The organism is Citrobacter sp. L55 (assembly GCF_002850715.1).
GTDB lineage: Bacteria > Pseudomonadota > Gammaproteobacteria > Enterobacterales > Enterobacteriaceae > Citrobacter > Citrobacter braakii.
In genome coordinates, this window is sequence record NZ_KZ559405.1 from 106,571 (window position 1) to 126,988 (window position 20,418).

Consider the following 20,418-nt stretch of genomic DNA (forward strand, 5'->3'; position numbering starts at 1 on the left):
TGGGATGAGATAAAGTCCGCAGTGACTAAGACTTTTTCCTGGTTAACGGCTGATTTGTTGCAAATTTGTGGGCAGGTTAACAATTACCCGCGTGCCGTTGTTCGATTCGAGCGTCAGTTCGCCGCCAAGGGCGCTGACCCGCTCACGCATCCCCTGGATACCGAACCCGGGGATTTTCTCCGCGAGAATACCTACGCCGTTGTCAGCGACGTGCAGAAACACGCGGTGTTCCTGCTGGCGCAGCGTAATCGACACTTCGCTGGCGTCGGCATGTTTACAGACGTTATTGAGCAACTCCTGCAGCAGGCGATACAGTGTGAAACGCACCGTTTCATTTTCTGGCGTATTTTCAAGCTGATAGTCAAACCAACAGCGAATGCCGCGTTCGGCAAAGGCAAATTCATTCACCAGATGATGCAGTGCATCTTTAAAGGCCAGTTCATCGAGCGCGGGCGGTCGTAGCTGGCGCAGCAGTTGGCGGGTGGAGTGGTGAATGCGCCGGGCAAGGTCGTTGATCTGATTTGCCGCTTCAAGCGTTTGCTCGCGACCCGGCGCGCGCTTGACCAGTTGCGACTGAATTTGAATGGCGGTGATGTTCTGACCAATTTCGTCGTGTAGCTCCCGCGCCAGGCTTTTGCGCGTATTTTCCTCGGTGCGGATCAGTTGTTCGGTCAGCGCGCGTCGCGCTGCCAGTTCGGCTTCCAGACGCTGGCGATAATGGTGCAGATTTTGCGCCAGATGCTGCTGGCGGCTGATAGCGATCCCGAGCCCTATGCCCAGCAGCGCCTGGGTGGCGAGGAAAATCTCCAGCTCCAGTAAATTGCTGAACCCGACGCCGATTTGCCGGGCGATGGTGATCATCATGCTGCCGAGCAGTCCGGACAACACGCCGCCCTGCCAGCCAAATTTCCACGCCATCACCACGTTTGGTAAGAACACCACGATTAGCAGCAGGCGCTCGATCTCTGGTGACAGCACCATCTGGGTACCTATGCCAATAATGAAAAACAGACTGCACCAGATGATAAGCGAGGTACGCAGGGGGGGATTGGTGGTATCCAGTCCGAGCAAATGATAGCGGTGCTGCTGGCGCAGAAATTCATAGATCAGATAGACAAACGGCGTCAGCAGCACGCCGCCGGTAAACGACGCCAGGCCAATTAACGTTGCCGGGCTTTGGATAAACGGTGAAAGCAGGAGGGTATTGAGCAATGACGTGATCGTCACCGCGGCCAGCAGCAGCGTTAAGCGCTGCCAGTAAAGGGGGAAGCGGTGCCAGTATGACTGGCCGATACTCGCCGGGATCAAACTAATCAACGGCGCAGCCAGCAGGATATAGCCATTCACTAATTGCTCGCTGTGCAGCCAGAACAGCATCAGCACCGGCGGCAGTACCAGCGCGGGCCAGTAACGGCGAGAAAGCAGGATTAGCAGAGCGAGATAGACGCCGTGCGGCAGGAATATCGCTGCCTGCTGGCCGTTGTGGGTCAGGTAAAACCCCAGCGTCCACAGCATCAGCCAGACCGATCCCCAGGCCAGCAGAATAAACAGAGAAATAACCCAATGACGAAGGCTGCGTGACATTAATGCCCCGTCAGCAACTGGTGGTCGAGTGCAAAATGCACCAGATCGATGGTGCTGTGGCATTGCAGTTTGCCCAGCACGTTTGCACGATGAACGTGCACTGTTTTATGGCTGAGGTCGAGCTTGAAGGCGATCTCTTTTACGCTGTCGCCTTTGACCAGCAGATCAAACACTTCGCGCTCGCGCGGGGTCAGTATCTCCAGTACCTGCGCGGGCTGTTCGCCGCCGCGTAGCGCCCGTAGCGCGTCGGCGCACAGGTAATGCCCGCCCATACCAACCGAACGTACCGCCTGCACCAGTTCCTCTGGCCCGCAGCGTTTGGTCAGATAACCGCTGGCACCGGCATCCAGTGCGCTTTGCACAAACGTGGGTGAGTCATAGATGCTGAGAATAATGGCGCGAAAACCGGGCTTTTGCGCCCGCAGTCGTTTTAACAGGCTCAGGCCATTTTCATCCGGCATGGCGATATCCATCACCGCAACGTTGACGTCATCATGCAGTAATGCAGGCCACGCCTGTGCCGCGCTGCTGTACTGGCCAGCAACGTTGAGATCGTCTTCGAGACTGAGTAATTGCGCAAAGCCGGAACGCACCACCACATGGTCATCCACCAGCACAACATGAATCATGATCTTGCTCTCTTGCCTGACAATGGCATCTATGATGCCTGCCAGCGCCGCGCTGGCAATCCCCGTGGCGCGGATATGTAACGAATGTAACAAAATCGCAATAATTTGCCGGCCTGCAATCAAATGCATTTCCGGGCTAAGCATTGCCGCTTTTTTTCTAAAAACAGATCGCTATTAGCCAGAATTTTTAATTCCTTTATCAAATTGTGCCGCAACGAAATACTGCCCCCATAACAAGACAGGGGAGCAGACAATCATGGCTATTTCATCGCGTAACGCACTACTTGCCGCACTGGCATTCATCGCATTTCAGGCACAGGCGGTGAACGTCACCGTTGCTTATCAGACCTCCGCTGAACCCGCCAAAGTGGCGCAGGCGGATAACACCTTTGCTAAAGAGAGCGGGGCTACCGTTGACTGGCGCAAATTCGACAGCGGTGCGAGCATCGTCCGTGCGCTGGCATCCGGTGATGTGCAGATCGGTAATCTTGGCTCCAGCCCGCTGGCGGTCGCTGCCAGCCAGCAGGTGCCTATTGAGGTTTTCCTGCTGGCGTCAAAACTCGGCAATTCTGAAGCGCTGGTGGTGAAGAAAAACATCAGTAAACCGCAAGATTTGATTGGTAAGCGCATTGCCGTGCCGTTTATTTCCACTACCCATTACAGCCTGCTGGCGGCGTTGAAACACTGGGGTATCAAAGCAGGGCAGGTGGAGATTGTGAACCTGCAGCCACCCGCGATTATTGCCGCCTGGCAGCGCGGAGATATTGATGGTGCTTATGTCTGGGCGCCTGCGGTAAACGCGCTGGAAAAAGATGGCAAGGTATTAACCGACTCATCGCAGGTTGGCGAGTGGGGCGCACCGACGCTGGACGTGTGGGTGGTGCGCAAAGATTTTGCCGAGAAGCATCCTGAGGTGGTGAAAGCCTTTGCCAAAAGCGCCATCGACGCCCAGCAGCCTTATATCGCTAATCCCGATGAATGGCTGAAACAGCCGGAGAATATCAGCAAACTGTCGCGTTTGAGTGGCGTACCGGAGGCGGATGTGCCGGGCCTGGTGAAAGGTAACACCTATTTGACGGCACAACAGCAAACCGCTGAGCTAACCGGCCCGGTGAATAAAGCGATTATCGACACCGCGCAGTTCCTCAAAGAGCAGGGCAAAGTCCCCGCCGTCGCGACGGATTACAGCCAGTATGTGACCGATCGCTTCGTGCAATAAATAAGGAGGCGCTGATGCTGCAAATCTCTCATCTTGCCGCCAGCTACGGTGGAAAACCGGTGCTGGAAGATATCAACCTGACGCTCGATAGTGGCGAACTGCTGGTGGTACTCGGACCTTCTGGTTGCGGAAAAACCACGCTGTTAAATCTGATTGCCGGGTTTGTGCCGTATCAGCATGGCAGCATTATGCTGGCGGGCAACAAAGTTGAAGGTCCAGGCGCAGAGCGCGGGGTTGTGTTCCAGAACGAAGGCCTGCTGCCCTGGCGCAACGTGCAGGACAACGTGGCCTTCGGGCTGCAACTGGTGGGGATGGAGAAGCCCCAACGTCAACGAATCGCGCGGGAGATGTTGCAGAAAGTTGGGCTGGAGGATGCGGGAAAACGTTTTATCTGGCAGCTCTCTGGTGGTCAGCGTCAGCGCGTCGGTATTGCGCGGGCGTTGGCTGCCAACCCGCAGCTGTTGTTGCTGGATGAACCCTTTGGCGCGCTCGACGCCTTTACCCGCGAGCAGATGCAAACCCTGCTGCTGAAGTTGTGGCATGAGACTGGCAAACAGGTGCTGTTGATTACCCACGATATTGAAGAAGCCGTTTTTATGGCAACGGAGCTGGTATTGCTGTCGCCAGGCCCTAGCCGGGTACTGGAGCGTCTGCCGCTGAATTTCGCTCGTCGCTTTGTGGCCGGAGAGCCGAGCCGCAGCATTAAGTCCGACCCGCAGTTTATCGCCATGCGCGAGTATGTGTTAGGTCGTGTCTTTGAACAACGGGAGGCATTCTCATGAGCGTGGTGATTAATGATAAACCCCGCCGCCAGCGCGCGCTGAACTGGCGCTGGCCGTTCTCGCGGCAGATTACCTTAAGCTTCGGTACGCTGGTCGTCATTCTGGCGGTGTGGTGGACGGTGGCGGCGCTGCAGTTAATCAGTCCGCTGTTTTTACCCCCGCCGGGCCAGGTTTTGCAAAAACTTATGGTTATTGCCGGGCCGCAGGGGTTTATGGATGCCACGCTGTGGCAGCATCTGGCGGCGAGCCTGACGCGTATTGTTATCGCGCTGCTGGCGGCGGTACTGCTCGGCGTTCCGGTTGGAATCGCTATGGGGTTGAGTCCGACGATGCGCGGCATTCTCGATCCGATCATTGAACTGTATCGTCCGGTTCCGCCATTGGCCTATTTGCCGCTGATGGTGATCTGGTTTGGCATTGGTGAGACCTCCAAGATCCTGCTGATCTATCTGGCGATATTCGCCCCTGTAGCGATGTCGGCGCTGGCGGGGGTTAAAAGCGCGCAGCAGGTGAGAGTGCGTGCCGCACAGTCGCTGGGAGCCAGCCGTACGCAGGTGCTGTGGTTTGTTATTTTGCCGGGGGCATTGCCGGAGATACTCACAGGGTTGCGTATCGGGCTTGGCGTGGGCTGGTCGACGTTGGTGGCAGCAGAGCTGATTGCCGCCACGCGAGGTTTAGGATTTATGGTGCAGTCAGCCGGTGAGTTTCTGGCAACGGATGTGGTGCTGGCGGGGATCGCGGTGATTGCCGTTATCGCGTTTATTTTAGAACTGGGTCTGCGCGCGCTTCAGCGCCGCCTGACGCCCTGGCATGGAGAAGTACAATGAGTGAACGTCTGAGCATTACCCCGCTGGGGCCGAACATTGGCGCACAAATCACCGGTGCGGATTTGACGCGCCCGCTGAGCGATAATCAGTTTGAACAGCTTTATCACGCCGTACTGCGCCATCAGGTGGTGTTTCTGCGTGAGCAGGTGATTACGCCGCAACAACAGCGGGCGCTGGCGCTGCGTTTTGGCGATCTGCATATTCACCCTGTCTATCCGCATGCCGAAGGGGTTGAAGAGATTATCGTGCTGGATACTCATAACGATAATCCGCCGGATAACGACAACTGGCACACCGATGTGACCTTTATCGACACGCCGCCAGCGGGCGCGATTCTGGCGGCAAAAGAGCTGCCATCGACAGGGGGAGACACCCTGTGGACCAGCGGGATTGCCGCTTATGACGCATTATCTGAGCCGTTTCGCCAGTTGCTGAGCGGCCTGCGGGCAGAGCATGATTTTCGTAAATCCTTCCAGGAATATAAATACCGCCAGACGCCAGAGGAGCATCAGCGCTGGCTGGAGGCGGTGGCAAAGCATCCGCCCCTGCTGCATCCGGTGGTGCGCACGCATCCAGTGAGCGGGAAGCAGGCGCTGTTCGTGAATGAAGGATTTACCACGCGAATTGTCGATGTGACGGAAAAAGAGAGCGAGGCGTTACTGCGCTTTTTGTTCGCGCATATCACTAAACCGGAGTTCCAGGTGCGCTGGCGTTGGCAGCCCAACGATGTGGCGATTTGGGATAATCGCGTGACGCAGCATTATGCGAATGCGGATTATCTGCCCCTGCGGCGCATTATGCACCGGGCGACAATTTTGGGAGACAAGCCGTTTTTTCGGGCGGGGTGATTATCGGAGACGCTTCATTTACCGGGCCTACGACCTGTAGGTCCGGTAAAGCGAAGCCGTCATTAGGCAACAAAGTGATTAGCGCAGGATTTTTTTCTCAGCCAGATCCAGTGCGAAGTAGCTGAAGATCAGATCCGCGCCAGCGCGTTTGATCGAGCCTAAGCTTTCCAGCACCACTTTCTCTTCATCTATTGCACCCGCAAGGGCTGCAAACTTGATCATCGCGTATTCACCGCTGACCTGATAAGCGCCAATCGGCAGCTCGGTGCGCTCGCGGATATCGCGCAGAATATCGAGGTATGCGCCAGCCGGTTTGACCATCAAGCAGTCTGCGCCCTGGGCTTCATCCAGCAGCGATTCGCGGATCGCTTCCCGACGGTTCATCGGGTTCATCTGATAGGTTTTACGATCGCCCTTCAGCGCGGTACCTGCGGCTTCACGGAATGGGCCATAGAAAGAAGAGGCAAATTTGGTGGAGTAGGACATGATCGCGGTATCGGTAAAGCCCGCGGCATCCAGCGCCTGGCGAATCGCCTGCACCTGGCCGTCCATTGCGGCGGAAGGGGCGATGAAATCTGCGCCCGCAGCGGCGGCAACGACCGCTTGTTTGCCGAGATTGGCAAGGGTTAAATCGTTATCAACGCCGTGCTCGCATAATACGCCGCAGTGACCGTGCGAGGTGTATTCACAGAAGCAGGTGTCGGACATGACGATCATCTCCGGTACGGTCTGCTTACAGATACGCGACATGCGCGCCACCAGACCGTCTTCTTTCCAGGCATCGCTGCCGGTGTCATCGGTGTGATGAGAAATGCCGAAGGTCATAACCGAGCGGATGCCTGCATTAGCAATGCGTTCAATTTCGCGCGCCAGATGCTTCTCTGGAATGCGCATCACGCCGGGCATGGCCTCGATAGCTTTGTAATCGTCGAGTTCTTCTTCAACAAAGATCGGCAACACCAGGTCATTTAAGCTGAGTGTTGTCTCTTCAAACATAGCGCGCAGCGCAGGTGATTTGCGCAGGCGGCGAGGGCGTTGGATTAGGTCTGTCATGGTATGCCTGATGTTTGTGGAATCGAAGGCCGTAGTATACCCGAACCTGAGGGTGGGTGGTTTACGAAAGTTGGCGTTATATCTGGATTTTCCATCGTGGAAGGCTGAATCATTAGAGCAATTTATTCACATTTATGGCAAGTTATTTATATTCATTGTTTTGCTTGTTTCTATTTTTATTATTTTAAATATCGATATGTTTATTTGTGTAGGGCTGGTGATAATTCCTCTTTATTTATTGTTTATTTGTTTGGGTGTGTGGTGAGTTATTTGTTAATTATATGATTCAGAGATGTGTTGTACGGTATTTCATTGAAAGAATGAGTTTTTTTGTTTTTTGTGTCAGAGGTGAGGATATTCGTAGTGTTGTCCGGTTTCGGACGACTAGCAAAGAATAATTGAACCTTTACTTTGTGAAACCGCATAATCGTCTCCGCGAAACATAAAATGTTTTCTTTGCATTGATAATTGATGGATCAACTATATTACGTCCCTGAGGAGGGATGACAAATGCACACTTGGAAAAAGAAACTAGTAGTCTCACAATTAGCATTAGCCTGTACTTTGGCAATCACTTCTCAGGCGAATGCTTCTACTGATATTTCTGGAACTACGTACACAACGTTCACCCATTATAATGACGCATCACATGTTGATGACGTTTACTTCGATGGCTATGTCGGTTGGAACAATTACGGCACTGATAGCATTTATAACGGTGATATTTATCCGGTAATCAATAACGCTACTGTCAACGGCGTTATTTCTACTTATTATCTGGATGATGGACTGTCAACTAACGGCAATTATAACAGCCTGACGATTAAAAACAGTACCATTCACGGAATGGTGACATCCGAATGTATGACCACGGATTGTACTAACCGTACGGGTACCGACTATTACTACGACCGTCTGGCGATGAATGTCATCAACTCCACTATCGATGACAACTACGAACATTATACCTACAACGATACCTATAATGACGTGGCTGATACGCACGTTGTCGACGTTTATAACCTGGGTACGGCTATCACTCTGGATCAAGAAGTTGATCTGTCTATCTCCAACAACTCTCACGTCGCGGGTATTACCCTGACTCAAGGTTATGAGTGGGATGATATTGACGATAATACCGTCATCACCGGCGTAAACAGCGGCGAAGTGTTTAACAACACTATCGCTGTTACCGACTCTACCCTGACCTCTGGTTCCTGGTCTGATGAAGGAAGATCCGGCTGGTTTGGTAACACCAGCAATGCGAGCGACTACAACAGTAACGGTTGGAACGCGAATGATATCGCATTGGCGGTTATTGCTAATCCCAATGCAGATAACGCGATGCAGACCACCGCCACGTTTGATAACGCTACGCTGATGGGCGATGTGCTGTTCTCCAGCAACTTTGATGAGAACTTCTTCCCGAACGGTGCTGATACTTACCGCGATACTGATGCCGATCTGGATACCAACGGCTGGGATGGTACTGACCGTCTGGATCTGACCCTGAACCACGGCAGCAAGTGGGTTGGTGCGGCAATGTCCGTCCATCAGGTTGACGTTGATGGTGATGGTGTTTACGAAAGCTATGCTGAGGGCACTGAAGCCACTCCTACGCTGATTGATATCGCTGCCAACAGCCTGTGGCCTTCTTCAACCTACGGTATCGATAGCGACACATCCTCCTATGACGAAAATGGTCATGTGGTTGGCAATACCGTTTATCAGAGTGGTCTGTTCAACGTGACGCTGAACGGCGCTTCCCAGTGGGATACCACCAAAACTTCTCTGATTGACACTTTGAGCATCAACAGCGGTTCCGTTGTCAACGTGGGTGATTCTGCGCTGGTTTCTGACTCCATCACTCTGACCGGTGCTTCCGCACTGAACATCAATGAAGATGGTCGTGTTGCGACTAATACGCTGTCTATTGACAACAGTACCGTAACGATTGCTGATGATGTCTCTGCTGGCTGGAATGTGCTTAATGCCGCGCTGTATGCCAATACCATTAACGTCACCAACAACGGCGTTCTGGATGTGGGCAACAGCACCGGGAACGCGCTGCAGGTTGATACCCTGAATCTGACCAGCTACACCGACGCTTACAACCATGTTAATGCGGGTGTTTTCGACATCAACAGCGCTAACTATGTGTTGAATGCTGACCTGACCAACGATCGTACCAACGATACGCGCCAGGCTAACTACGGTTATGGCGTGATCGCGATGAACTCTGATGGTCATCTGACTATCAACGGTAACGGCGATTCTGACACCTCAGGCGATCAGTCTGAAGTTGATAACTACGGTGATCACGTAGCAGCGGCAACCGGTAACTATAAAGTTCGCATCGATAACGCCACTGGCGCAGGTTCTGTTACCGATTACAAGGGTAACGAGCTGATCTACGTTAACGACAAGAACAGCACCGCAACCTTCTCTGCAGCCAATAAAGCAGACCTGGGTGCTTACACCTATCAGGCTCAGCAGCAGGGTAACACCGTTGTTCTGCAGCAGATGGAGCTGACCGACTACGCGAACATGGCGCTGAGTATTCCGTCTGCCAACACCAATATCTGGAACCTGGAGCAAGACACCGTTGGTACTCGTCTGACTAACGCGCGTCATGGTCTGGTAGATAACGGTGGTGCATGGGTGAGCTACTTCGGCGGCAGCTTCGATGCGGATAACGGCAACATTAACTATGATCAGGATGTTAACGGCATCATGGTCGGTGTTGATTCCAAAATCGATGGTAACAACGCTAAGTGGATTGTCGGTGCTGCGGCAGGCTTCGCGAAAGGTGACATGAGTGATCGTACCGGTCAGGTAGATCAGGATAGCCAGACTGCCTATATCTACTCTTCTGCTCGTTTTGCGAACAACATCTTTGTTGACAGTAACTTAAACTACTCCCACTTCAACAACGATCTGTCTGCCAGCATGAGCAACGGTCAGTATGTTGATGGCAGCACCTCTTCTGATGCCTGGGGCTTTGGCTTGAAACTGGGTTATGACCTGAAGCTGGGTGAAGCAGGTTACGTAACCCCTTACGGTAGCGTATCCGGTCTGTTCCAGTCTGGTGATGACTATAAGCTGAGCAACGACATGAAAGTTGACGGTCAGTCTTATGACAGCATGCGTTATGAACTTGGTGTAGATGCGGGTTATACCTTCGCCTACAGCGATGACCAGGCGCTGACCCCGTACTTCAAACTGGCCTACGTTTACGACGACTCTAACAACGATTCTGATGTAAACGGTGATTCTATCGACAACGGCGTAGAAGGTTCTGCGGTACGCGTTGGGCTGGGTACTCAGTTCAGCTTCACCAAGAACTTCAGCGCGTACACCGATGCTAATTACCTCGGTGGCGGTGATGTCGATCAAGACTGGTCTGCAAACGTTGGTGTTAAATATACCTGGTAACAACTTTCTTGCAGAGAAATAAAAGGTAATTTTATTTAGAAATAATGCCCGTCACGGATTTGACGGGCATTTCTTGCAAGGAATACGCACATGCTATCTTCAAATAAACCTCTTCTTGAGTTTGGTAAGCTTGATAAATGTTTAGCGAAATATGGTAAACACTTTGAGTGTGATAACGACAAAGAAATAATTTTTTCCAGCGATATTAATAGTGACGATACTTTTGTTATTTTAAGTGGTGTTGTTTCCCTACGTAGAGGAGAAAGCGTGCTGGTCGGGATTGCACAGGCGCCTTTTATTATGGGCCTTTCTGATGGCGTGATGAAAACAGATGTACAATACAGATTAATAACCGAAAGTAATTGTACGGGATACCACCTGCCTGCTTCGCAAACGATAAATATAATTGAACAATGCCAGCTTTGGCGTGAAGCCTTTTGCTGGTTAGCATGGCAAAATTCAATGTTTGAGTTGCGCGATCTGCAGCTGATCGGCAATAACTCCTACGATCAGATCCGCGCGACGCTGATATCCATGATGAAATGGGACGACGTACTGCGTTCGCGTATCGGCGTCATGAACTATATTCACCAACGCACACGAATTTCACGCTCAGTTGTCGCTGAGGTTCTCGCGGCATTGCGTAAAGGTGGTTACATTGAAATGAATAAAGGCAAACTGGTGAGCATTAACCGTTTGCCTTTTGAGTATTAAGTCAGGATGCAGGAATAACCTGCGGTTTATTCCCGCTCAGCTCTGCAACCAGATCGTTGATACCGTCGCTCATATTGGTAAATCGGGTTAGCGGAGAACGGGTCACCACGATAAATGCCCCGACGTTTTGCTGTGGGATCATCGCCATATAGGTAATGAAGCCGCCGCCGCCACCGGTTTTTTGAATAATTCCTGGTCGCCCATTCTTCGGCGCCATATAGACCCAGCCCAAACCCAGCGCATCGGCTCTACCTGGAACATCCATCCCTATCACTTTGGTTAACTGCGTACGCTGATAAATCAGCGTCTGCATACGGTCGGCCTGCTGGCTACGATGGTAAAAATCAGATGAGAGATACTGCTGCATCCAGCGCATCATATCACCGGGCGTTGAATAAACACCGCCGCTGCCCATTGCCGCCAGGGTATTGTTGCAAGGACTGGCGCCTTTTTCCGCGACCATCAGGCGTCTGCATTGATCGGGGGATGGGGTAAAGGTGGTGTCTTTCATCCCCAGCGGACGGGTAATTTTTTCTTCAAACAGCTGCGGATAAGGCTTTCCGGATGCGGTTCCCAGCGCATCGGCCAGCAGGTCAAACGCCAGGTTGGAATAAGAAGCCTGCGAACCCGGTGCGGCTTTAAGCGTGGCGGTTGAGAGATAGCTCCAGCGCTGTTCACGGGTTGGCCAGACAAACACCGGGCGCTTCGCCGCGCCGCCTGGCTGTTCGCGCGGTAGCGCGCTGGTATGCGTCGCCAGATTCACCAGCGTAATCGGCGTGCCCTGATAAGTCGGCACGCGCGCGCCAGGCGGCGCATATTTGCTCAATGGATCGTTGAGTTTAACCGTACCCTGATCGAGTAATTTCACCAGCATTTCGCTGGTCATTAATTTAGTAATAGAGGCAATTCGAATAACGGAATCCAACTGCGGATGGACGTTATTGCCAGGGCGTGTTTCGCCGAAGCTGCGAAATACGCGCTGGTTACCATCAATCACCACGAGCGCCATCCCCGTAGCACCGCTGCCGTAAAATATATGGTCGGCATAACGATCGACGATATCAGAGGCGAAGACCGGATCGGTTATAGGCTGTGCCGCCTGGACAGATGTCAATGACGCCGCACACAGCGCGGCAGAAAAAAGCAGACTACGTTTCAACGGTGGTGTCCATGAGTTAGAGAAAGTGAAAAAGGATGTCGTGCGTATGCGTATTTATACTACTCATCGGCGTATTGCAAAGCGCTTATCAGCCAATGATAGTGTGAAAAACGTAACGATGAGTAAACGCGAGCGTTTCCCGGATTACGGATGTTCGCTTTTGTGATCTCACGCTGTGATAATCTGCACTTGCTGGAACGTTGTCGAGTGTGAAAATCACAGAAACAATTCTTCATACCCGGGTGCGAACTAAGTGCCGCGGTTTTGGTCACACTTGTCGGTTTCAGCTTGTGTTTTTGGGCGTAAGCCGTCTGGCCACCGCACTCCACGGTGGCAAATACACAGCAGTCGTCATAACGATAAGAAGTTAGCAGGAGAGCACTATGTTTAAGTCTTTTTTCCCAAAGCCGGGGCCGTTCTTTATTTCGGCATTTATTTGGGCACTGGTCGCCGTTGTATTCTGGCAAGGAGGTGGGGGAGCCTGGGTTGCACATATTACCGGCGCGTCGGGAGACGTACCGATTAGCGCGGCCCGATTCTGGTCACTGGATTACCTGATTTTTTATGCGTATTACATTCTTTGTGTTGGGGTGTTCGCGCTGTTCTGGTTTATCTACAGCCCGCACCGCTGGCAGTACTGGTCCATACTGGGCACGTCGCTGATTATTTTCGTGACCTGGTTTCTGGTTGAAGTTGGCGTCGCCGTCAACGCCTGGTATGCGCCATTCTATGATCTGATTCAATCCGCGTTGAGTGCGCCGCATAAGGTGAAGATTGAGCAGTTCTATCATGAAGTAGGCATCTTTCTTGGCATTGCGCTGATTGCCGTGGTCATTGGGGTGATGAACAACTTCTTCGTCAGCCACTATGTATTCCGCTGGCGTACCGCAATGAACGAACACTATATGGCGCACTGGCAGCATCTGCGTCATATCGAAGGCGCAGCGCAGCGTGTGCAGGAAGATACCATGCGTTTTGCCTCCACGCTTGAAGATATGGGGGTCAGCTTTATCAATGCGATTATGACGCTGATTGCCTTCTTACCTGTACTGGTCACACTCTCAGCCCATGTGCCGGACCTGCCAATTGTTGGACATGTTCCTTATGGCCTGGTGATTGCCGCGATTGTCTGGTCGTTGATGGGAACCGGCTTGCTGGCGGTAGTCGGCATCAAACTTCCGGGGCTGGAGTTTAAAAACCAGCGCGTGGAAGCGGCCTACCGTAAAGAACTGGTTTACGGCGAAGATGACGCTAATCGTGCGACCCCGCCGACGGTGCGTGAACTGTTCCATGCGGTGCGCCAGAACTACTTCCGCCTCTATTTTCACTATATGTACTTCAATATCGCCCGTATTCTATACCTGCAGGTTGATAACGTTTTCGGCTTGTTCCTGCTGTTTCCGTCGATTGTTGCCGGTACGATTACGCTCGGCCTGATGACGCAAATCACCAACGTGTTTGGCCAGGTGCGCGGCTCGTTCCAGTATTTGATTAACTCCTGGACAACGTTAGTCGAACTGATGTCTATTTATAAGCGTCTGCGCAGCTTTGAACGTGAGCTTGATGGCCAGGATATTCAGGAAGTTACCCATACGCTTAGTTAATAAAAAAGGAGATGTTATGTCGACGGTTTCCCGTCTTTACCCCTTGTCCGGTCTGGCCGCTCTGGTGCTGGTGGGATGTAGTAGCCAACCCGCGCAGCCGCTAAAAAAAGGGGAGAAAGCCGTCGATGTGGCGAGCGTGGTGCGCCAGAAAATGCCCGCCAGCGTGAAAGACCGGGACGCATGGGCGCAGGATTTAGCGAAGACGTTTGAAAGCCAGAAGCTGGCGCCGACGGTTGAAAATATCTGTTCGGTGCTGGCGGTCGCGCAACAGGAGTCAAACTATCAGGCGGATCCGGCCGTTCCAAACTTAAGTAAAATCGCCTGGAAAGAGATCGACCGGCGCGCCGAGCGTATGCATATCCCGCAGTTTGTGGTGCATACCGCACTGAAGATTAACTCGCCAACGGGGAAAAGCTACAGCGAGCGTCTGGATACGGTGAAAACGGAAAAACAGCTTAGCGCCATTTTTGATGATTTTATCAATATGGTACCGATGGGGCAGACGCTGTTTGGTTCGCTTAATCCGGTACATACCGGTGGGCCAATGCAGGTCAGTATCGCGTTTGCCGAGCAGCACGCCGACGGGTATCCGTGGAAAATGGCGGGAACAGTACGTCAGGAAGTGTTCAGCCGCCGCGGTGGGCTGTGGTTCGGCACGTATCATCTGCTTAACTACCCGGCGAATTACAGCGCGCCAATCTTCCGTTTCGCCGATTTCAATGCGGGATGGTATGCCAGCCGCAATGCGGCTTTCCAGAATGCGGTCAGTAAAGCCAGCGGAGTGAAGCTGGCGACGGATGGTGATTTGATTCTCTACGGCAGCAGCGAGCCGGGCAAAACCGAGCTGGCGGTACGTAAACTGGCCGGTAAGCTGGGGATGAGCGAGAGTGAGATCCACCGCCAACTGCAAAAAGGTGACAGTCTGGCTTTTGAAGATACCGCGCTGTACGAGAAGGTCTATAAGCTGGCGGAAGCGAAGAGCGGGAAAGCGCTACCCCGTGAAATGCTGCCAGGCATTCAGCTGGAAAGCCCGAAGATTACACGTAATCTGACTACCGCGTGGTTTGCGAAACGCGTGGACGATCGTCGAGCGAAATGTATGGGTCAGTCATCATTATGATGACGGCGGCGCCAGCGCACGAATGCCGCGATGGCGCCAAGAATCAGACTTCCGGCAAGGAAAGGGACCAGCCCAAAAAGGGTACCGACGCCTAAGCCAATTTCAACTCGTGGGCGTCCTGTCTCTTGCATTTGCAACTGCATCAGCTGTTCATAGATGCCGGGAGCGTGGGCCAACAGATTTAAAACCTGCGCGCCTGCCCAAAAGCAAAACAGCACAAATACGGCATACGCAATGTTGCCGGGCAGGGAGGAGGTATCCCGATGCTTGCCCTTAAACAGGGATTTTGAGAGCGTAAAATCAGCCATAAAGACCTCCGGAAATAACCTGCTTTTTTGACGTGATGCCTGGAACTGACAGTGAGTCTGACAGGTGATCGGCAATGTCAATATCAGAATGATGGTAATTTCAGGTAGAGATTATTCCTGGATCTCGGTTTTTTGCTGCTTATCACAATTACGTAACCTTAAGTGAAATCAAGTTACATTTCAGAAATTCCGCACAGGCCACAGACGTCTATGAGGAAATGTGCGAGGATGCGCTTTCACGTTGTATTTCCACCGGAGCCGTTATGAACCTGCCTGTTAAAATTCGCCGAGACTGGCACTACTATGCCTTCGCTATTGGGCTTATCTTTATTCTGAACGGTGTGGTCGGCTTACTGGGTTTTGAAGCGCAGGGATGGCAGACCTATGCGGTGGGGTTGGTGACGTGGGTGATTAGCTTTTGGCTGGCTGGATTAATTATCCGTCGCCGCGTGGAAGATGAAGAAGAAGCAAAGGATGCCCAATAGCTATCGATCAGGCATCCAGGCGGGTTTACATACTGGTTTTCAACGCGCTATCCGCCGCATGACGTTCCAGCGCCAGTTCGATCAGGCGAGTGATCAAATCGGTATAGCCTAAGCCGCTCGCCTGCCACAGTTTTGGATACATGCTGATGTTGGTAAAGCCCGGCAGCGTGTTGATCTCATTGATCACAACATCGTTCTCTGCGGTTAAGAAAACGTCCACGCGCGCCATACCGGCGCAGCCCAGCGTCTGATAAGCCTGAATAGCAATGTCGCGGATCTTATCGTTAACTTCCGGTGCGATCGCTGCCGGAACAACCACTTTGGCACCGTTATCGTCAATGTATTTGGTGTCGTAAGCGTAAAAATCACTGTTCAGCACGATCTCGCCACAGGTACTGGCCTGCGGTTGATCGTTGCCCAGCACCGCGCATTCGATCTCGCGGCCCTTGATCCCTTGTTCCACCACGACTTTATGGTCGAATTCAAATGCCAGCGCGACGGCCTGATTGTATTGCGCTTCGCTGGTCACTTTACTGACGCCAACGGACGAGCCCTGGTTGGCTGGTTTCACAAACAGTGGCAGGCCAAGGCGGGATTCCACCTCGGCAAAGCTGATGCGGTTGCGATTGGCACGGGTGAGCGTAATAAATGGCGCGATGTTTAATCCGGCATCGCGCAGTAGACGTTTGGTCACGTCTTTATCCATACATGCCGCAGAACCCAGGACATCAGAACCGACGAACGGCAGATTCGCCACGCGCAGCATACCCTGCAGAGAGCCATCTTCACCCAACGTGCCGTGTACGATCGGGAAAATAACATCGACCGTTGGCAGTGGCTGACCGTTTTGCGCATCGATCAACTGGTGCTCTTGTTTACCCGGGACCTGAGCCAGGCTGGTCGCGGAAGGACGCAGCGCAATATGCGCTGGATCATCTGAATTGAGCAGATAGTTACTGGCATCGCTAATGTGCCATTGCCCTTGCTTATCAATACCTAACAGCACAACGTCAAAGCGAGTCTTGTCGATGGCATCGACAATATTTTTTGCCGATTGCAATGACACTTCATGTTCCGCTGATTTACCACCAAATACGATTCCTACCCGCAACTTTGCCATCTTAAAAAACCCATTCCATGAATGCAAAGCACATACCTTACCACGACAAAACGCAGGTTTCCTCGGCTTCTGGCAGATTGTTTTGGTGGGCAACAGAGGAACAGATAAGCGCAAACGCGCAGAACGGACGCGGAGCATAAACCCCTGCTGATATTGTGGGGTTGATGTGAGGTGTATCACAAATATGATGAGCGGGAAGATAAAATCCTAAACTGTGATATATCGCACCTGTGGACCCTTATTTGGCTAAGTAATTTGTTAAGCTGCTCGCAGTTTTCAGCTACTTATCGTTATGAGTCCCTATGGAATCCTGGAGAGTCAACCTCATTTCCGTATGGTTCGGTTGCTTTTTCACCGGCCTGGCAATCAGCCAAATCCTACCTTTTTTACCGCTCTATATCTCCCAACTGGGGGTAAGCTCCCATGAAGCACTCTCAATGTGGTCCGGCTTAACGTTTAGCGTCACCTTCCTGATTTCAGCCATTGTCTCTCCGATGTGGGGGAGTTTAGCCGACCGTAAAGGACGCAAGCTAATGCTGCTGCGGGCCTCTTTGGGTATGGCGATTGCGATTTTACTGCAGGCCTTTGCCACTAACGTCTGGCAGCTTTTTCTGCTGCGTGGGGTCATGGGGTTAACGTCTGGCTATATTCCCAATGCGATGGCGCTGGTAGCCTCACAGGTTCCGCGTGAACGCAGCGGGTGGGCGCTGAGTACGCTCTCGACGGCGCAAATTAGCGGCGTTATTGGCGGACCGCTGATGGGGGGCTTTATTGCCGACCACGTTGGCTTACGGGCGGTATTCTGTATTACCGCGGCTTTGCTGGTAGTGAGTTTTCTGGTCACGCTGTTCTTAATTAAAGAAGGTGTGCGCCCGACAATCAAAAAAAGCGAACGCCTGAGCGGGAAGGCCGTCTTTGCCTCGCTGCCTTATCCGGCGCTGGTGATCAGCCTGTTTTTTACTACGATGGTGATCCAGTTATGTAACGGCTCAATTGGGCCGATTCTGGCGCTGTTTATTAAATCAATGGTCCCAGACAGTTCTAATATTGCCTTTCTCAGCGGGCTGATTGCTTCGGTTCCGGGCATCTCGGCGCTGATTTCTGCGCCCCGGCTAGGTAAATTAGGCGATCGTATTGGGACCGAGCGGATTTTAATGGCGACGTTAATCTTCGCCGTCGTGTTGTTTTTCGCCATGTCATGGGTCACTACGCCGTTGCAGTTGGGGGTCTTACGTTTTCTGCTCGGCTTTGCCGACGGCGCGATGTTGCCCGCGGTGCAGACGTTGCTGGTGAAATACTCCAGCGACCAGATAACCGGGCGCATTTTTGGTTATAACCAGTCATTTATGTACCTCGGCAACGTAGCCGGGCCATTAATGGGAGCAACGGTTTCGGCAATGGCGGGCTTTCGCTGGGTGTTTATTGCCACGGCGAGCATTGTGCTTATCAACATCTGGCAACTGGCTATCGCGTTGCGACGTCGGCGCTGCGCACGCTGAGTACCTGATTAACAACGCTGCTCGTCAGCGTTGTTAATCCATCATTATGCATTTATATATCCAGGTGATTATTAATCCCCTTACCCTTTTATATGGAATAATTCTGCGCTAAGACTCCTTCTCCCTTATTTTGTGTTGTGATTGTTTTCGCAAAACGTTTTATTTCTTATGAAAATACAACTTTCATCCACTAGGCAGTTGTGAGTCTTAATGATAACGTGGCCTATATTTGGTTAAGGGAATACGTAAATGAAAAATCTCGTTACTGAGTTGTTACTTAAGCTCGCCCAAAAAGAAGAAGAGTCGCAAGAACTGACGGCGCAGGTTGAAACGCTGGAGCAGGTAATCATCGAAATGCTGCGCAATATGACGTGTAACGATCGGCAGATATTTATTCGCCAAATTGAGGGGGCTTTGGCTGGAGAAGGCCGTATGCCTGCGTTTCTGACCAACGTTCATAACGCTGGCGAGAGTGTGCCAAAAGCGTTTTGAGTAATCCGTGGTGCGTCATCCACAAATTATCATAAAAGTGTCACATCAAATACTTATAGTCGCTTTGTTTTAATTTTACCGTATTTATACATGGAGAAAATAAAGTGAAACAAAGCGCACTCGCTATTGCCCTGTTACCTTTGCTGTTTACCCCGGTTATTAATGCAGAAACCTCTGCCATAGCGGTTATGGATAATCGTGCCGCTCAGGGTGATATCACCACGCCGGGCGGCGCCCGCCGATTGTCTGCCGATCAAACGGCGGCTCTGCGCGAATCTCTGAGCGATAAACCTGCCAAAAATATTATTTTATTGATTGGCGATGGGATGGGTGACTCAGAAATAACGGCCGCGCGAAATTATGCCGAAGGCGCAGGCGGCTTTTTTAAAGGAATTGATGCTTTACCGTTGACCGGACAATACACGCACTATGCGTTGGATAAGAAAACGGGTAAACCCGATTATGTGACGGATTCTGCGGCATCCGCGACGGCGTGGACCACCGGTGTGAAAACCTATAATGGCGCGCTGGGCGTTGATATTCATGAAAAAGATCACGCCACAATTCTTGAAATGGCAAAAGCGGCGGGGCTGGCGACGGGCAACGTTTCTACCGCTGAATTGCAGGATGCTACTCCGGCGGCGCTGGTTGCCCATGTGACTTCGCGTAAGTGCTATGGCCCAGGCGTGACACGTGAAAAATGCCCAACCAATGCGCTGGAAAAAGGCGGTAAAGGGTCAATCACCGAACAATTACTGAATGCCCGGGCTGACGTTACGCTGGGCGGCGGGGCCAAAACGTTTGCGGAAACCGCTGCGGCGGGCGAGTGGCAGGGTAAAACGTTGCGTGAACAAGCCCTGGCCCGTGGTTATCAGATGGTGAGTGATACCGCGACGCTGGCGGCGATTACCGAAGCTAATCAGGATAAACCGCTGCTGGGCCTGTTCTCTGACGGCAATATGCCCGTGCGCTGGGAAGGTCCGAAAGCGTCTTATCATGGCAATCTGGATAAGCCGGTTGTGACCTGTACGCCAAATCCAAAGCGTGACGACAGCGTGCCAACGCTGGCGCAGATGACGGATAAAGCGATTGAGCTGTTAAGCAAAAATGAGAAAGGCTTCTTCCTGCAAGTGGAAGGGGCGTCAATCGATAAACAGGACCATGCCGCCAACCCGTGCGGACAGATTGGTGAAACGGTCGATCTGGACGAGGCGGTACAGCGCGCGCTTGCCTTTGCGAAGAAAGATGGCAACACCCTGGTGGTGGTAACCGCTGACCACGCACATGCCAGCCAGATTGTCGCGCCGGATACCAAAGCACCAGGCCTGACCCAGGCGCTGAACACCAAAGATGGCGCGGTCATGGTCATCAGCTACGGCAACTCTGAAGAGGAATCTCAGGAGCACACCGGCAGCCAGCTGCGAATTGCAGCCTATGGCCCGCACGCGGCGAATGTGGTCGGCCTGACCGATCAAACCGACCTGTTTTACACCATGAAAGCGGCGTTAGGACTGAAATAACCCGACGCCCGGCGGCAATA

At 52.3% G+C, this 20,418-nt stretch carries 18 protein-coding genes; 12 read left to right on the plus strand and 6 right to left on the minus strand.

Annotated elements, in window-relative coordinates; translation table 11 throughout:
- Window positions 1-42: 42 nt before the first annotated feature.
- Both B9P82_RS15605 and B9P82_RS15610 read right to left on the minus strand, forming a co-directional pair.
- Complete coding sequence (locus B9P82_RS15605) at window positions 43-1,584, minus strand: MASE1 domain-containing sensor histidine kinase (RefSeq protein ID WP_101700601.1); 1,542 nt, start codon at window positions 1,582-1,584, stop codon at window positions 43-45.
- The gene (locus B9P82_RS15610; RefSeq protein WP_032931278.1) at window positions 1,584-2,213 is read right to left on the minus strand and encodes a response regulator transcription factor; all 630 of its coding nucleotides are present in this window, start codon (window positions 2,211-2,213) and stop codon (window positions 1,584-1,586) included. Before B9P82_RS15610 ends, B9P82_RS15605 begins: the two co-directional genes overlap by 1 nt.
- A 256-nt stretch (window positions 2,214-2,469) precedes the next feature.
- On the opposite strand from B9P82_RS15610, the gene tauA reads away from it, so the two are divergent.
- From tauA to tauD, 4 genes are read left to right on the plus strand one after another with little or no spacing between them, the layout of a single operon-like run.
- Window positions 2,470-3,432, plus strand: coding sequence for a taurine ABC transporter substrate-binding protein (gene tauA / locus B9P82_RS15615; RefSeq protein WP_049042255.1), 963 nt, complete (start codon window positions 2,470-2,472; stop codon window positions 3,430-3,432).
- 14 nt (window positions 3,433-3,446) lie between these two features.
- Window positions 3,447-4,214 (plus strand): taurine ABC transporter ATP-binding subunit, encoded by a 768-nt coding sequence (gene tauB / locus B9P82_RS15620; RefSeq protein ID WP_101700602.1) that lies wholly within the window; start codon window positions 3,447-3,449, stop codon window positions 4,212-4,214.
- Window positions 4,211-5,041: a taurine ABC transporter permease TauC gene (gene tauC, locus B9P82_RS15625; protein ID WP_016155826.1), complete on the plus strand. Its 831-nt coding sequence runs from the start codon at window positions 4,211-4,213 to the stop codon at window positions 5,039-5,041. The genes tauB and tauC overlap by 4 nt, the downstream gene beginning before the upstream one ends.
- Complete coding sequence (gene tauD / locus B9P82_RS15630) at window positions 5,038-5,889, plus strand: taurine dioxygenase (protein WP_049042258.1); 852 nt, start codon at window positions 5,038-5,040, stop codon at window positions 5,887-5,889. The genes tauC and tauD overlap by 4 nt, the downstream gene beginning before the upstream one ends.
- Before the next feature lie 78 nt (window positions 5,890-5,967).
- Here the strand turns inward: tauD and hemB are convergent, their stop codons facing one another.
- Window positions 5,968-6,942 carry a porphobilinogen synthase gene (hemB, locus tag B9P82_RS15635; protein ID WP_016151991.1) on the minus strand — a complete coding sequence of 325 codons (975 nt, stop codon included), beginning with the start codon at window positions 6,940-6,942 and terminating at the stop codon, window positions 5,968-5,970.
- 510 nt (window positions 6,943-7,452) lie between these two features.
- On the opposite strand from hemB, the gene ehaB reads away from it, so the two are divergent.
- Window positions 7,453-10,377 (plus strand): autotransporter adhesin EhaB, encoded by a 2,925-nt coding sequence (gene ehaB, locus B9P82_RS15645; protein ID WP_101700603.1) that lies wholly within the window; start codon window positions 7,453-7,455, stop codon window positions 10,375-10,377.
- Between the two features lie 90 nt (window positions 10,378-10,467).
- Window positions 10,468-11,091, plus strand: coding sequence for a hydrogen peroxide resistance inhibitor IprA (gene iprA / locus B9P82_RS15650; protein ID WP_016151994.1), 624 nt, complete (start codon window positions 10,468-10,470; stop codon window positions 11,089-11,091).
- A 1-nt stretch (window position 11,092) separates the two neighbouring features.
- Here the strand turns inward: iprA and ampH are convergent, their stop codons facing one another.
- Window positions 11,093-12,250 carry a D-alanyl-D-alanine-carboxypeptidase/endopeptidase AmpH gene (gene ampH, locus B9P82_RS15655; protein WP_016151995.1) on the minus strand — a complete coding sequence of 386 codons (1,158 nt, stop codon included), beginning with the start codon at window positions 12,248-12,250 and terminating at the stop codon, window positions 11,093-11,095.
- Between the two features lie 383 nt (window positions 12,251-12,633).
- Between ampH and sbmA the strand changes: the two genes are divergently transcribed.
- Both sbmA and B9P82_RS15665 read left to right on the plus strand, forming a co-directional pair.
- Entirely contained in the window at window positions 12,634-13,854 is a 1,221-nt protein-coding gene (sbmA, locus tag B9P82_RS15660; protein ID WP_016155831.1) for a peptide antibiotic transporter SbmA, read from the plus strand.
- 16 nt (window positions 13,855-13,870) lie between these two features.
- The gene (locus B9P82_RS15665; protein WP_101700604.1) at window positions 13,871-14,974 is read left to right on the plus strand and encodes a DUF1615 domain-containing protein; all 1,104 of its coding nucleotides are present in this window, start codon (window positions 13,871-13,873) and stop codon (window positions 14,972-14,974) included.
- Here the strand turns inward: B9P82_RS15665 and B9P82_RS15670 are convergent.
- Window positions 14,959-15,282: a DUF2755 family protein gene (locus B9P82_RS15670; RefSeq protein ID WP_016151998.1), complete on the minus strand. Its 324-nt coding sequence runs from the start codon at window positions 15,280-15,282 to the stop codon at window positions 14,959-14,961. The genes B9P82_RS15665 and B9P82_RS15670 overlap by 16 nt on opposite strands.
- Before the next feature lie 263 nt (window positions 15,283-15,545).
- On the opposite strand from B9P82_RS15670, the gene B9P82_RS15675 reads away from it, so the two are divergent.
- Window positions 15,546-15,767 carry a DUF2754 domain-containing protein gene (locus B9P82_RS15675; protein WP_019076140.1) on the plus strand — a complete coding sequence of 74 codons (222 nt, stop codon included), beginning with the start codon at window positions 15,546-15,548 and terminating at the stop codon, window positions 15,765-15,767.
- A gap of 25 nt (window positions 15,768-15,792) precedes the next feature.
- Here the strand turns inward: B9P82_RS15675 and ddlA are convergent, their stop codons facing one another.
- Window positions 15,793-16,887: a D-alanine--D-alanine ligase gene (gene ddlA, locus B9P82_RS15680; protein WP_101700605.1), complete on the minus strand. Its 1,095-nt coding sequence runs from the start codon at window positions 16,885-16,887 to the stop codon at window positions 15,793-15,795.
- A gap of 302 nt (window positions 16,888-17,189) precedes the next feature.
- On the opposite strand from ddlA, the gene B9P82_RS15685 reads away from it, so the two are divergent.
- The 3 genes from B9P82_RS15685 (at window position 17,190) to phoA (ending at window position 20,398) form a co-directional block, all read left to right on the plus strand.
- Entirely contained in the window at window positions 17,190-18,386 is a 1,197-nt protein-coding gene (locus B9P82_RS15685) for a multidrug efflux MFS transporter (protein ID WP_101700606.1), read from the plus strand.
- 249 nt (window positions 18,387-18,635) lie between these two features.
- Window positions 18,636-18,878 (plus strand): sigma-S stabilization anti-adapter protein IraP, encoded by a 243-nt coding sequence (locus B9P82_RS15690; RefSeq protein WP_016152002.1) that lies wholly within the window; start codon window positions 18,636-18,638, stop codon window positions 18,876-18,878.
- Between the two features lie 104 nt (window positions 18,879-18,982).
- Entirely contained in the window at window positions 18,983-20,398 is a 1,416-nt protein-coding gene (phoA, locus tag B9P82_RS15695; RefSeq protein WP_019076143.1) for an alkaline phosphatase, read from the plus strand.
- Window positions 20,399-20,418: the final 20 nt, after the last annotated feature.